At 56.5% G+C, this 12,694-nt stretch carries 13 protein-coding genes, 1 tRNA gene and 1 pseudogene; 11 read left to right on the forward strand and 4 right to left on the reverse strand.

The window, feature by feature from the left end; all coding sequences use genetic code 11:
* Positions 1–150 precede the first annotated feature (150 nt).
* From hisG to AC1Q7F_RS29840, 11 genes are all read left to right on the forward strand, one after another.
* Entirely contained in the window at positions 151–822 is a 672-nt protein-coding gene (gene hisG / locus AC1Q7F_RS29790) for an ATP phosphoribosyltransferase (protein ID WP_492512211.1), read from the forward strand.
* On the forward strand, positions 812–2,110 hold the full coding sequence (gene hisD / locus AC1Q7F_RS29795) for a histidinol dehydrogenase (protein ID WP_492512198.1): 1,299 nt from the start codon (positions 812–814) through the stop codon (positions 2,108–2,110). Before hisG ends, hisD begins: the two co-directional genes overlap by 11 nt.
* 67 nt (positions 2,111–2,177) lie before the next feature.
* Positions 2,178–2,660, forward strand: a complete 483-nt coding sequence (locus AC1Q7F_RS29800; protein WP_492512199.1) for a UPF0262 family protein — start codon at positions 2,178–2,180, stop codon at positions 2,658–2,660.
* 13 nt (positions 2,661–2,673) lie between these two features.
* A complete protein-coding gene (locus tag AC1Q7F_RS29805; RefSeq protein ID WP_492512200.1) occupies positions 2,674–3,114 on the forward strand; it encodes an arsenate reductase ArsC in 441 nt (146 codons plus the stop codon).
* A 139-nt stretch (positions 3,115–3,253) separates the two neighbouring features.
* Positions 3,254–3,472, forward strand: coding sequence for a translation initiation factor IF-1 (gene infA / locus AC1Q7F_RS29810; RefSeq protein WP_028097283.1), 219 nt, complete (start codon positions 3,254–3,256; stop codon positions 3,470–3,472).
* A gap of 14 nt (positions 3,473–3,486) precedes the next feature.
* The gene (locus AC1Q7F_RS29815) at positions 3,487–4,152 is read left to right on the forward strand and encodes a Maf family protein (RefSeq protein ID WP_492512201.1); all 666 of its coding nucleotides are present in this window, start codon (positions 3,487–3,489) and stop codon (positions 4,150–4,152) included.
* Positions 4,152–5,315, forward strand: a complete 1,164-nt coding sequence (locus tag AC1Q7F_RS29820) for a ribonuclease E/G (protein WP_492512202.1) — start codon at positions 4,152–4,154, stop codon at positions 5,313–5,315. The genes AC1Q7F_RS29815 and AC1Q7F_RS29820 overlap by 1 nt, the downstream gene beginning before the upstream one ends.
* Before the next feature lie 15 nt (positions 5,316–5,330).
* On the forward strand, positions 5,331–5,531 hold the full coding sequence (locus tag AC1Q7F_RS29825; RefSeq protein ID WP_492512203.1) for a DNA gyrase inhibitor YacG: 201 nt from the start codon (positions 5,331–5,333) through the stop codon (positions 5,529–5,531).
* A gap of 116 nt (positions 5,532–5,647) precedes the next feature.
* Positions 5,648–5,723: transfer RNA gene (locus AC1Q7F_RS29830), tRNA-Phe, on the forward strand.
* A 225-nt stretch (positions 5,724–5,948) separates the two neighbouring features.
* A complete protein-coding gene (locus tag AC1Q7F_RS29835; RefSeq protein WP_492512204.1) occupies positions 5,949–7,202 on the forward strand; it encodes a tyrosine-type recombinase/integrase in 1,254 nt (417 codons plus the stop codon).
* 386 nt (positions 7,203–7,588) lie between these two features.
* Entirely contained in the window at positions 7,589–8,227 is a 639-nt protein-coding gene (locus AC1Q7F_RS29840) for a hypothetical protein (protein ID WP_492512205.1), read from the forward strand.
* Between the two features lie 45 nt (positions 8,228–8,272).
* Here the strand turns inward: AC1Q7F_RS29840 and AC1Q7F_RS29845 are convergent, their stop codons facing one another.
* The 4 genes and pseudogenes from AC1Q7F_RS29845 to AC1Q7F_RS29860 form a co-directional block, all read right to left on the reverse strand.
* Positions 8,273–8,842, reverse strand: coding sequence for a tyrosine-type recombinase/integrase (locus AC1Q7F_RS29845; RefSeq protein ID WP_492512206.1), 570 nt, complete (start codon positions 8,840–8,842; stop codon positions 8,273–8,275).
* A 344-nt stretch (positions 8,843–9,186) separates the two neighbouring features.
* A complete protein-coding gene (locus AC1Q7F_RS29850; RefSeq protein WP_492512207.1) occupies positions 9,187–10,785 on the reverse strand; it encodes a hypothetical protein in 1,599 nt (532 codons plus the stop codon).
* Positions 10,785–11,891 carry a protein kinase domain-containing protein gene (locus tag AC1Q7F_RS29855; protein ID WP_492512208.1) on the reverse strand — a complete coding sequence of 369 codons (1,107 nt, stop codon included), beginning with the start codon at positions 11,889–11,891 and terminating at the stop codon, positions 10,785–10,787. Before AC1Q7F_RS29855 ends, AC1Q7F_RS29850 begins: the two co-directional genes overlap by 1 nt.
* Positions 11,892–12,259: 368 nt before the next feature.
* Positions 12,260–12,631, reverse strand: a pseudogene (locus tag AC1Q7F_RS29860) (integrase core domain-containing protein); the annotation flags it as partial.
* Positions 12,632–12,694 lie beyond the last annotated feature (63 nt).

Genomic DNA, 12,694 nt, shown 5'->3' on the forward strand with positions numbered 1-12,694 from the left:
CCTACACTGCCGGTTCGGTCGCCGCGCAGCCATTTCCACCCGATTGACGCTTCACGCAACCCGGCCCTTCGCAGCGGCGGGTGGACGGGTGCGCAATGGCATGCCATGTAAGCAGCCCGTCGCAACCCCACCTGGAGACCCCAGGACATGATGTCGCCTGCCGCCAATGACCTGCTGGTGCTGGCCCTGCCCAAGGGCCGGATTCTGGATGAGGTGAGGCCGATGCTGCATCATGTCGGCATCGAGCCGGAAGCCGATTTCGACAATCCGAAATCCCGCGCCCTGAAGTTCGACACCAATCTGCCCCATGTGAAGATCATCCGCGTGCGCAGCTTCGATGTCGCCACCTTCGTGGCCTTCGGTGCGGCGCATCTGGGCGTGTGCGGCAGCGACGTGCTGATGGAATTCGACTATCCGGAGATCTATACGCCGCTGGATTTGGGCATCGGCAAGTGCCGCATCGCCGTGGCGGAGCCGGTGGACCTGTCGGAAAAGGATGATCCGTCGCGCTGGTCCCATGTGCGGGTGGCCACCAAATACCCGGATATCACCCGCCGGCATTTCGCCGCGCGTGGCGTGCAGGCCGAATGCATCAAGCTGAACGGTGCGATGGAACTGGCGCCCAATCTGGACCTGTGCTCGCGCATCGTCGATCTGGTCTCCACCGGCACGACCCTGAAGGCCAATGGCCTGGTGGAGATCGAGCATATTGCCGACATCTCCTCCCGCCTCATCGTCAACCGGGCGGCGTTCAAGACGCGCCATGGTGAAATCCAGGGCTGGATCGATCGTTTCAATGGGGCCATCGGCAATGCCGGTTAAATTCTCCACCCGCGACGCGGATTTCGAAGCCCGCTTCCAGGAACTGCTGGGCGCCAAGCGCGAGACCCAGGAAGACCTGAACAACGCCGTCACCGCCATCCTGAACGATGTGAAGGCACGCGGCGACGCGGCCGTGCTTGACTATACCAAGCGCTGGGACCGGCTGGAACTGACCGAGGCCGGCATGGCCTTCACAGCCGCAGAGATCGACGCCGCCGTGGCGCAGTGCGATGCCGCCACGCTGGACGCGCTGAAGCTGGCGGCCGAGCGGATCGAGGCTTTCCATCGCACGCAGTCGGTGGAAGCCAGTTTCTACACCGACCCGGCCGGCGTGCGGCTGGGCGCGCGCTGGACGCCGGTGGGCGCCGTCGGGCTTTACGTGCCGGGCGGCACCGCCTCCTACCCCTCCTCGGTCCTGATGAACGCCATCCCCGCCAAGGTGGCGGGCGTGCCGCGCATCGCCATGGTGGTGCCCACGCCCGACGGTGTGATCAACCCACTGGTCCTGGCCGCCGCCAAGCTGGCCGGTGTTACCGAGATCTACCGCATCGGCGGCGCGCAGGCTGTCGGCGCGCTGGCCTTCGGCACGGCAACCATCAAGCCGGTGGACAAGATCACCGGCCCCGGCAATGCCTTTGTCGCCGCCGCCAAGCGGCAGGTCTTCGGCACGGTGGGCATCGACATGATCGCCGGCCCGTCGGAGATCCTGGTGGTCGCCGACGGTCAGAACAACCCGGCCTGGATCGCCGCCGACCTGCTGTCGCAGGCCGAACACGACACATCCGCCCAGAGCATCCTGATCACCGACGATACCGGCTTCGCCGATGCCGTGTCGGCGGCCGTGGATGCGCATCTGGCCACCCTGCCCCGCGCGGAGATCGCCGGTGCCAGCTGGCGCGACCATGGCGCCATCATCCTGGTGGACGACCTGGACCAGGCCGTACCCCTGGTCGACCGCATCGCGCCGGAGCATCTGGAACTGGCCGTGGCCAACCCGGATGCCCTGGCCGCCAGGGTCCGCAATGCCGGCGCCATCTTCCTGGGTCGGCACACGCCGGAAGCCATCGGCGATTATGTCGCGGGCCCCAACCATGTGCTGCCCACGGCACGGTCCGCCCGCTTCTCCAGCGGCCTGAACGTGCTGGATTTCATGAAGCGCACCACGCTGGTGGGCTGCACGCCGGAAAGCCTGGCGAAGATCGGCCCGGCCGCGGTGGCACTGGCCAATGCCGAAGGCTTGGGCGCGCACGCCCTGTCGGTTGCGATCCGGCTGTCGCCGAACGCGTGATCCGGCTTGCCAAGCGCATGGCTGGGCAGGCAGGTTAATAAAAACTGAACGCCACCATCGGGGAGGGATGATGAACGCGCCGCACCACCGCATCGTCCATGTGGAGTTGGTGGAGAAGAACGTCATCCGCCGCAACATGGAGGTGGAGCATGAGCGCGCCGTCGCCCTGTTCGACCTGCTGGACGAGAACCGTTTCGCCCTGGTCGAGACGCCGGATGTCGGCCCCTTCCGCCTGTTCCTGTCGACCGAGGATAACCGTCTGGTCTTCGATGTCCGACGGGAGGATGACGAGGCGCTGACCCGCATCACCCTGCCGCTGACCCCGTTCCGTACCATCGTGCGGGACTATTTCATGATCTGCGACAGCTATTACAAAGCCATCAAGACGGCCTCTCCCTCCCAGATCGAAGCCATCGATATGGGGCGGCGGGGCCTGCACAACGAGGGATCGGAACTGCTGCGGGAGCGGCTGGCCGGCAAGGCCGAAATGGATCTGAACACGGCCCGGCGCCTGTTCACGCTCATCTGCGTGCTCCATATCCGGAACTGACGGTCGCGTCGCGATGGCCGAGACCAACCCGACCCGGATCTCCAGCGTTCTGTTCGCCTGCACCTACAATTCCATCCGCTCCCCCATGGCCGAAGGGCTGTTGAAGAAGCTGCTGGGCAAGCAGATCTATGTCGACAGCGCCGGCGTGCGCGAGGGGGAGATCGACCCCTTTGTGACGACCGTCATGGCCGAACTGGGCGTGGACATGTCCCGCCACAAGGCCAAGACGTTCGAGCAACTGGAGGATGACAGTTTCGACCTTGTCGTCTCGCTGTCGCCGGAGGCCCAGCACCGGGCCGTGGAAATGACCCGGACCACGGCGTGCGACGTAGAATTCTGGAACACCTTCGACCCGACATTGGTGGAGGGCAGCCGCGAGGCCCGACTCGATGCCTATCGTCAGGTGCGTGACACGCTGATGAAGCGGCTGAAGCAGCGGTTCGGGGTGGAGTGAGCGGAAGCTCATGACTTGGCCGCCGTTCCAAGCCATGCCCAGCGCGAGGAACGTCCTTGCTTTGCGCTGAAAACACTTGACCCGCGACCCTCCGGCGCTCACCTATGTGCGCGTTTTACCATCCCGAAATCAGGAAAACATGGCCAAGGAAGATCTGATCGAGTTTTCCGGCACGGTGACCGAACTGCTGCCCAACGCGATGTTCCGCGTGAAGCTCGATAACGAACATGAAGTGCTCGCCCATACCTCGGGCAAGATGCGCAAGAACCGCATCCGCGTGCTGGCCGGCGACCGCGTCAATGTCGAGATGACGCCGTACGACCTGACCAAGGGTCGGATCACCTTCCGCTTCAAGTGAGCGGAAGGGACATCATGACGACGCGCGCGGCGGCGACGCCCGGGACATCTGGCATCATTCGTCCGCGCCTGATCCTCGCCTCCGGCTCTCCCCGGCGGCGGGAGTTGCTGGCTCAGATCGGGCTGGTGCCGGACGTCATCGATCCGGCCGATATCGACGAGACACCCCACAAGGACGAGGTACCCACGGCCCATGCCCAGCGCCTGTCGCGGGAGAAGGTCGGGATCGTGGCCGCGCGCCATGCCGGCGCCATCGTGCTGGCCGCCGACACGGTGGTGGGGCTGGGTCGCCGCATCCTGCCCAAGGCCGACGATGCCGATACCGCGCGCCGCTGCCTGAACCTGTTGCAGGGCCGCCGCCACCGCGTCTATACGGGCGTGGCTCTGGTCGCCGCCGATGGCCGTGCCTGGAGCCGGGTGGTGGAAAGCCAGGTCATCTTCCGCACCCTGTCGCGTGACGAGATTGAGCAGTACATCACCACCGGCGACTGGAAGGGCAAGGCCGGCGGCTATGCCATCCAGGGGCTGGCCAGCCTGTTCGTGCGCCAGCTGTCCGGCAGCTACAGCAATGTCGTGGGCCTGCCCCTGACGGAAGTGGCGGGCGCCTTGCGCGCCGCGGGTATCGACGCGCTGGCACTGGCCGCCACGCACGCCGCCACCCAAGCCCCCATCGGGGGCTGATGCGCCGGCGGCTGCTGATCGACCGGCGCGGGCCCCTGCGGCGCTGCGCCATGCTGTCCGACGGCGTCCTGACCGACCTTGCCATCGACCATGATGACCGACCCGTCTGGCAGGGCGCCATCGTCCAGGGCCGCATCACACGTCTTGTGGCGGGGCTGGATGCCGCCTTCGTGGAATTCGGCGACAGCGTCCCAAGTTTCCTTTCCGTCTCCGACGTGCGTCCCCAGCGCCGTGACGCCCGCATCGGTCAAATGCTGCGCACCGGCCAGATGGTCACCGCGCAGGTGAAGGCCGACGCCCATGACGGCAAGGGCGCGGTCCTGACCATGGACCTGTCGTTGCCGGGCCGTTTCCTTGTCTACACTCCGCTGGGCGACGGTATCCATATCTCCAAGCGCCTGGGGAAAGGACCGGAGGTGGCGGCCCTGCGCCAGCGCCTGTCCGACACCCTGCCCAACATGGGCGGCTGGATCGTGCGGGCCGAGGCGCTGCATGCCGATCCCGCCCTCGTCCTGGGGGAGGCGGAGGGGTTGCTGGCCGACGCACACCGGGCCCGCATGGCGGCAGGCACCCCCTCCGGTTCCTCGTCCCCCGGCACCCTTCTGCCCCCGCCCGACGCGGTGCGCCGCGCCTTGGTGGAACTGCCGCGCGACGGGCTGGCGGAAATTATCGTGGAGGGGCCGGAAATGCTGTCGGCGGTGAAGGCCGCTGCCATGGCCCTGGCGCCCGACCTGTTGCCCCTGATCGCCCCGCACAAGGGCGCGCGGCCGCTGTTCGACCAGGGCGACATGGACAGCGCCATCTCAGGCCTGACCGACCGCCGCGTCGATCTGGGCCATGGCGGTTCCCTGGTCATCGACCGGACGGAGGCGCTGACCGTCATCGACGTGAATGGCGGGGAGCGGGGCAACCCGCTGGCCACCAATCTGGAAGCCTGTATGGAGATCGCCCGGCAGTTGCGCCTGCGCAATATCGGCGGCATCGTGGTGGTGGATTTCGTGAACATGGCGCGGGCCGGCGACCGGGAGGCGGTGATCCAGCGCCTGTCATCGGTCGTTTGTGACGACCCCGTGGCCACCCATGTCTATGGCATGTCGCGGCTGGGCCTGGTGGAGGTCACCCGCGCCCGCCGCGGCCCGCCGCTGGCCGACCTGCTGCTGTAAGGGACTGTTCTTGCCATGAGTGACGACCCTATCGACCTGTCCGCCGTCCGCCGCCCCAGGAAGGCCGCCGGCTGCCCCATCTGCGGCCGGGCCCCCGTGATGGATTTCCGTCCTTTCTGCTCCAAACGCTGCGCCGATGTCGATCTGTCGCGCTGGCTGGGCGAGGTCTACCGTGTGCCTGTGGAGGACGCGCCGGGCGAGGATGAGCCGGGGTAAGAATTTTTGCGGATGTCGCAATTCAATGCTTTACAGCCCCCAATGCCTTGTCTATAAGGCGCTCCACACCGGCGGCGGTGACCGAAAACGCCCCCGGAGAGTACGAAGTAAGATGTGCCCAGGTAGCTCAGTCGGTAGAGCAGGGGATTGAAAATCCCCGTGTCGGCGGTTCGATTCCGTCCCTGGGCACCATACTTTACAACATTTCCAATAGCTTACGCAATATTCGACAGGGTGCTTGTCCCCCACTGCGCTAGAAGCTAGCGTAGCACAGGGTAGCACAGTCGGTTTCCTGGCTCAACATTTCCAACAGGTTCCCACCATCTGCGTTGCCCCGATTAGCGCAGTGCTAGCACAGCAGCACCAGCAGCGTAATCGTAGGAGTGCACGGTTTCAGACGTTGGTGGAGGCTTGCAATTGGATATTGGGGAACCGGATTTCCAGCTATTCCAGCGCGAAGGCACGTCCAACTGGTCGGTGCGCTTCTCGATTGGCGGTCACGGCCAGATCAGGAAATCCCTCGGCACTCCAGTTCGTGAGATCGCTGAAAAGCGGGCGCTTCAGATTTGGTTCGAGGCGCACATCAGGGTCCGCAGCGGATTGACTGCGAAGGTTCGCACGTTTGAACAGGTCGCTGAGGAATATATCAGCCACATCATCACCCAATCGGAACGCGGCGAGCGATCCAAGACCGATGGCGAAAAATTCCCCGCAATCATCCGCCGCTATTTCATCGGCTATTTCGGTCAGAAGCCCTTCGATACGATCAAGGAATCGGACGTCACGCGCTATCTGGAATGGCGCAAGGGCTACTGGATCACAGGACCCGGTAAAGATGTCAGCCATATCGAGTATGTGCGCAGCGGCAGGCGGCTGCGCCGGCCCGCAGCGAAGGTCGTGCCCTCCCTGAGCCGTCAGAGAGGGGAAGCTGTGCTTCTGCGTGCCCTGCTGCGTCAGGCCGCGAAATGGGGCTATTGGAAGGCCGCCCAGGTCCCCGAGGTGTCCGTACCTAAGGTCACCGCGAATCCACGTCCCAGCTTCACGCTTGGCGAATTCAGCCGGCTCCATGATCTGGCCGTGCAGCGGGTCTCTGATTTGGAGATAACTGATTATCTGCGACGGGATCGAGCGGTCCTGTTGGCCTACATCAATCTGGCCGCTCATACGGGCATGCGCCCGACAGAGATCAAGAACCTGAATTGGGGCGATGTGCTGAGCTACCGACAGGTTCGGGACAAGGCATTTACTCATCGGGAGGAGATTCGTATCCGGGTTCATGGGAAGGGGAAAAGCCGCACCTTCGTCCCAAAGGAAGAGGCTAACACCTATCTGGATTGGCTATGGGATTTCTGGCTCAAGGACCACGACCAGAAGCCCCCAGGGGATCGAGACCCCGTATTTGTCGGGCGCGATGGGAAGCGGCTGGAATCGCCGAAAAAGGGCCTCATCGAGCTTCTGAAGGCTGCGGACCTGCTTTTTGATTATTGTGGCAACCGGAGAAGCGCCTACTCGTTCCGACACTACTATATCAGCCAGCAGATCATGCACGGTGTCGACGTGTTCCTGTTGGCGAAGAACACCGGCACATCGGCTGAGATGATCGAGAAGTTTTATGCCGATGTGAAGCTGGAAACCATGAAGGACGAGCTGCGTCCGGTTTGGACCAAATAGGCCGAATCAAATCCATAGACCCAATAGGCTGAAACGCATGCGCTTCAAAGGGGGCGCATCCGTTTCAGCGGTATGGCTTCACTCAGAGTGAAGCCCTCCTGCTCTGACAGGTCGAATCAGCGGAACGCGCCTTCTAAAAATTTATCAACAAAATTTGTTGACAGATTTCAAAAGTGTGAGAAAGTCCGTTCATCACGTTCACACACAGTCATTTTCGCCGGAATCGAAAGAAATCCGGTCTATTTCCATCTCAACAGCAAATAAAACTGTTGGTGATTTTGGACATAGGAAAGCCGTGTCTGAATGAAAGAAGGTCAATTTTCAAAATTGGTCTTTTTGATCGCCTACGATCACTGCGTTAATGTGATCTTACATAGGAGAAAAATGTGAGCATCAGCACTGTTAGTTCGAGTGTTTCTGTAAACACCGTGAGCATTATGCAACCACCGTCTTGTGAGTTCCATAAATTCCTCGATAGTCATCACTATGACTACAATAAAATGGAGAAATACCTCGAAATCCCTGAAGAGGGACAAGGGTATGGACCCCAATATCACATTACCGGAGATAGTTGGGGTAAACACGAATCTATCGTTGGATTGATTCGAGAGTTTGAGGAGTTTCGAGATAGTCATTCTGGGAATGAACACAGGCGAGATGAAGTAAAATATCGACTCACAGAATTGGCCTACGGTATATCACTGTGGGCAGTTGGTCGGCATTCAGATGATTTCAAAGAATTGGCAGCCAAGCGGAATGTGAGTACGGTTCTTCAGCCCGGCGAGAATCAATTCTTGCCTGTGGTGAGGGTACTGTGGGGTCCGCGGGAACAGCACTGCGATATTCCTGCAAGCAAAATCCGCCTTTATGATCCAAAGCGCGATTCTCTGGCCAATGTTTTGAATTACTTCTATTCGAAACGGCTTCATCCGCGCGATGTCATTCAGCACATGAAGTCGATATCTCCACGTTATACACCAGCCTATGATTTTATGGCACAAACAGACATGTACAGTGATAGTTAACCTAGCTGATGAAAATGGCGACCTGGAAATCGGGTCGCCATTTCATCAAACCAAGTTTACCGCGCTTTTCAGCATCTCATCGTTGACATCGATATAGCGCTGCGTGGTGGAAAGATGCTTGTGGCCCGCAAGGGTCATGATCACCTTCGCACTGACACCCGTGTGAGCCAGCTTCGTGATGAAAGACCGTCGGCCGCTATGGCTCGTCGCCCCATCAACGCCCGCGTCCGCGTAAAGCTGTCGGAATAGCTGGCACAATGTGTTGGGTGAGAACCCCTTCCCTTTCTGCGAACGCAAGAAGGGCTTCCCCGATGGCGCAGCTTGGCCCACTGCCCCCACGTAACGCTCCAGTTCCCTGCGCAGCTTGTCACCGACGAACACGAAGCGGGCTTCCTGGGTCTTCGTCGTCTCGGCGCGCAACAGGATGCGGTCCTTGACGGCCCCATTGACCGACAACACATCAGCCCAAGTCAGTTGGGCAATCTCACCGACCCGCATGCCGGCATAGTAGCTCAACATCAGAGCCATCCGATTGCGCACCGCGTGCTTCCTCTGGCTCGTCAGCGCGACGACCCGTTTGAACTCGGCATCGCTGGGAACTTTCGCCTGCTTCATCGGGAACCTCACATAGGACATATAATCTGCTGTAGAATTATATTTCCAACACCAGCAAAGAGCTAGAGGTGATTGAGGCCCAAGGTTTCTGCGGCTTTCCCAAGGAATCTAAGAAAATGTAAGTTTTCTTAGATTCCACGTAAGAAATATATATCGGGCTCACTCCAAATTCAGTGTTCTTGATCGCCACCGATCACCGGTCAAAAATCCTAGCGTTACCGAAGAAAATCCATCACGCACCTATAAGTGCTCGAGTAGTATCACCATCACAGCAGTAAGTTCTGACGTAAAAATTACCTGATTTACCAACAAAAATTTGGATTTAGCACGAAATCCAAAATAACCTATGGCTCTATAATTAAACTCTTGGTAATTTCTGGACTTGATTCAATAATATTCTGGAAAAGATCAGATTCAGATTCACTTATATTTCCAACATCTCCAACAATAGCGTTCTTTATACAAACAATATCTGGAGAAATCTTTCTATTCAATTTTGCGAAATGCTCAATAGCATCTTCCATTTTATTTATGACAAAAATCGCTGAATTCCGATCTATACGATCTAGCTCCTTAGCAAAATGAGCGGCAACACGTAGCCATTCCATAGACAATTTATGTTTATTTGCTCCCATCAAAGCCATATTGTATAGCTTTATACCGTTATCGATATTACCCCGCCTAAATTCTATTAATCCGGCTGTAGCATTTAATGTTATATCCCTTGACACGTCGCTTGCGAGCCTTTGAGCTTTTATGAAACTTGCATGGGCAGCATCAATATTGCCCCTACAAGCCTGAGCAACGGCGACATTATTAAGAAGTCCAGGATCGCTTGGGTTGGCCAACAGCCCGTCATCAAGAATTTTAAGTGATCTCTCCAAATCACCAAGCAAAGATATAGAGATAAAGCTACCCAATATATACGGATCTGGGTCAAATCGCTCAATAGAAACCCACTTTTCCGTAGAAGACAAACTATTTTGCCAATCTCCAGCGATATAGTACTCCCATGCCTGCGCCTCAAAGGATCCCGTCATTTGAATAGATCTCGAATCAATTTGAATCGCGCTATCACGCCTACTTGCCCATTCAGCTTGAGCAACCGCATTTTCAGTTGGTGACTCAAGACTACGTCTGAATTCCTGCCGTGAAAGCTTATGGCTCCCTGCATGAAAATGGACTGTTGCCACTGCCGACGCAAGCTCTGAACGGTCAAATGCACTAAAATTCAAGTCACCTGCTAAACTTCTAGCCCTCTTAAAGTCTACTATCGGGTCTTTATTTTCAGAGAGCCCTAGCGCCGCCGAAAGAAGCCACGGGTCTCTATAGATAAAATTGGAGTTTTTGACCAAAAACCGAGCATAATCATTTTGATCAAGATGATTGAAGAGCCTTATTGCGCTTCTAAAAACATATCTATTGCTAGAATTTAATGCTAATGCTTGCCGCATCAGCTTAATTGCTGATTTCCCACTACCAATTTGAGTAAGAAGCAGCGCCGTTTCCGTTAAAAGTATTGAATTTCTGGGATAACATTGAAGTATCTTGCGTCTTCTATGAATATGAGCTGCTATAGATGTTTCCTTATAACCTATTTGACGACCATCTTCAGACTTCAGACCTAAATAACCCAGAGCTAGAATCTTTGATGATGGCATTACATTATGATGATTTACTATTAACTCAGATGCATCCGCAACATCAGTGGACTTAAAGCCAAATACTACAGAAGCAGCAACCAATTCTTCTGCCGCTCCAAGAGAATGTTCCCAACGCCATTCTTTAACTCTTTCGTCGAATTCATTCTTTATTTCTTGTTGTGTTGAAGCAGCCTTTATGGGCGCCGGCACAGCACCTAACTCTCCAGCTTGAGCCGCCTCAGATACCGGTCGCCACCGAGGCAGAATGAGACGATCTTTATCTTCATCAGAACGAATCATTATGCACCCCTACGAGCGAGAATCTCGGCGCGCTTTGCAAGCAGATCAAACTTAGATACGTATCTGGACAAGTCATGGGGGTTTCCAAAGTGCAAAGCGCGAGCTTTTGGATGACCACGAAGAAGTGGATCAGGTTCACAAAGTTGAGTTACAATTGGTAAAATTTCATCCACAAGATCATTCGGAACTTCATCTTTTAGGATCTGAATCACATCTCCAAAGGCAGTGGAGATATACGGAAGAACATCGATAAATGTTCCATTCCATCGGCCATTTAAGCTTATTGGCTTATGCTCTGGCAACATCTTTTCCATCGTCAAGACTGTAGCTCCATGCCCCAGGAAAAAGAATACTACCATGCTTCCCAAGAGATATAGATCACATCCAACTCTTCTTCTTCTCCAATCAGAGTCAAAATGGCCATACAAAAGTTCGGGTGGTGCATATGCCAATGCACCGGCCACTCCACACCCTTCATGAGGCGGCTCCAAGCCACGTTTGGAGGAACGCCCAAAATCTCCGATCTTAAATACAGATTCTGCTTCAAAACTCATAACATTTGAAGGCTTCAAATCTTGATGAGCAATGTCACGTGCATGGACCTGCATCAAACCCGTTGCCACGTGATGCAAAGCGCGTAATTTCCATGGCAATGCAAACTGCGGCTTTACGGTCTCCAGACGCCGTCGAACATCTCCATCGGCTAGCTCAAGTATTAAATACGGAACACGATCCTGTATGTTCTGCCCTAGCTTTATTTCTCCAGTATCAATAGCCCTAACCACTCTATCCATCCTGTGTTTATTGCACTCAAGATGAATGGCTTTTTCGAACTCAACGGTGTCTGTTAGTTCTTTCATCGCGGTCAGAACATCCGTTGATTGATTAATTTTCTCCAAATTTATGGCCTTCATAAAGGCACGCCTGCCATCACGCTCCACTACATAACCAATACTAAAATGGCCCCCAAGGCCATACCAATCGCCCGCTGGAGTACCGCTTGAGTCGACAGTCCAATTGAATCTCTCTACTATCTTCCATCCTCCCTTAAGCTCTTGCCCAAGAAGAGTATATGCAGGGGGAATGATAGTAGTTTTATGTCTCATAGCATGTTCCTTTTTGACCCTATGCACATAATACCTTAAGTGGAAAGAAGCGCAAGCGGAATACACACCATTATGCCAAGAAGACAATTCAGGTAAATTGCTGCATAGAAATCCCGATTAAAATGGTTCCTTAGCCTATCGCCCACCACTCGTTTATTGGTGTTGTCGCCCTATCTTGCCACCTTTCCAATTTTGCATCATCAACTTACGGCCCGTTGATCTACGTCAGAATGCCTTTGTCTGGTACCAAAATTCAGAATATGTTCCGTGGTGATATATTCGTCAGTCGCCCATGTGTCCGTCGTCGAAACAAATGGGACGGTTGGATGATTTTGTGAGTGGAGGTTCTGGCTCGTTGCGGGTTGATGTTAAATGGCCTGGCGTTGGTGGCACAAGCGCCTGTGTTGGACGGTTCGTTTCTTGATTTTGGCGCGCCGTTCCAGGATGGTGGCGGCACGGCCGAAATAGACGTCAGCCGGCGTCAGGTTGCCGATGCTTTCATGATATCGGCGGTGGTTGTAATGGTCGACGAAGCCCTGGATTTTGGCCTCCAGGTCGCCGGGCAGGAAATAGTTTTCCAGCAGGATGCGGTTCTTCAGGGTCTGGTGCCAGCGCTCGATCTTGCCCTGGGTCTGGGGGTGGTTTGGCGCGCCGCGGACATGGTCCATGCCCTTGTCTTCCAGCCATTCGGCCAGATCGCCGGCGATGTAGGACGCGCCATTGTCACTGAACCGCGCCGGGATTGTCGGCGGCAAAAGTTCGTGAGTCACGCCGCCATTTGCTGAGTGCTCACGGCATCATGA

The sequence above is a fragment of the Niveispirillum sp. GW835-FHT14G11 genome (genome assembly GCF_058793615.1).

Excerpts from the sequence above, each read along its gene's own strand:
- hisG (WP_492512211.1), top strand. The coding sequence starts at position 151 with ATGTCGCCTGCCGCCAATGACCTGCTGGTGCTGGCCCTGCCCAAGGGC.
- hisD (WP_492512198.1), top strand. The coding sequence starts at position 812 with ATGCCGGTTAAATTCTCCACCCGCGACGCGGATTTCGAAGCCCGCTTC.
- AC1Q7F_RS29800 (WP_492512199.1), top strand. The coding sequence starts at position 2,178 with ATGATGAACGCGCCGCACCACCGCATCGTCCATGTGGAGTTGGTGGAG.
- AC1Q7F_RS29805 (WP_492512200.1), top strand. The coding sequence starts at position 2,674 with ATGGCCGAGACCAACCCGACCCGGATCTCCAGCGTTCTGTTCGCCTGC.
- infA (WP_028097283.1), top strand. The coding sequence starts at position 3,254 with ATGGCCAAGGAAGATCTGATCGAGTTTTCCGGCACGGTGACCGAACTG.
- AC1Q7F_RS29815 (WP_492512201.1), top strand. The coding sequence starts at position 3,487 with ATGACGACGCGCGCGGCGGCGACGCCCGGGACATCTGGCATCATTCGT.
- AC1Q7F_RS29820 (WP_492512202.1), top strand. The coding sequence starts at position 4,152 with ATGCGCCGGCGGCTGCTGATCGACCGGCGCGGGCCCCTGCGGCGCTGC.
- AC1Q7F_RS29825 (WP_492512203.1), top strand. The coding sequence starts at position 5,331 with ATGAGTGACGACCCTATCGACCTGTCCGCCGTCCGCCGCCCCAGGAAG.
- AC1Q7F_RS29845 (WP_492512206.1), bottom strand. The coding sequence starts at position 8,842 with ATGAAGCAGGCGAAAGTTCCCAGCGATGCCGAGTTCAAACGGGTCGTC.
- AC1Q7F_RS29850 (WP_492512207.1), bottom strand. The coding sequence starts at position 10,785 with ATGATTCGTTCTGATGAAGATAAAGATCGTCTCATTCTGCCTCGGTGG.
- AC1Q7F_RS29855 (WP_492512208.1), bottom strand. The coding sequence starts at position 11,891 with ATGAGACATAAAACTACTATCATTCCCCCTGCATATACTCTTCTTGGG.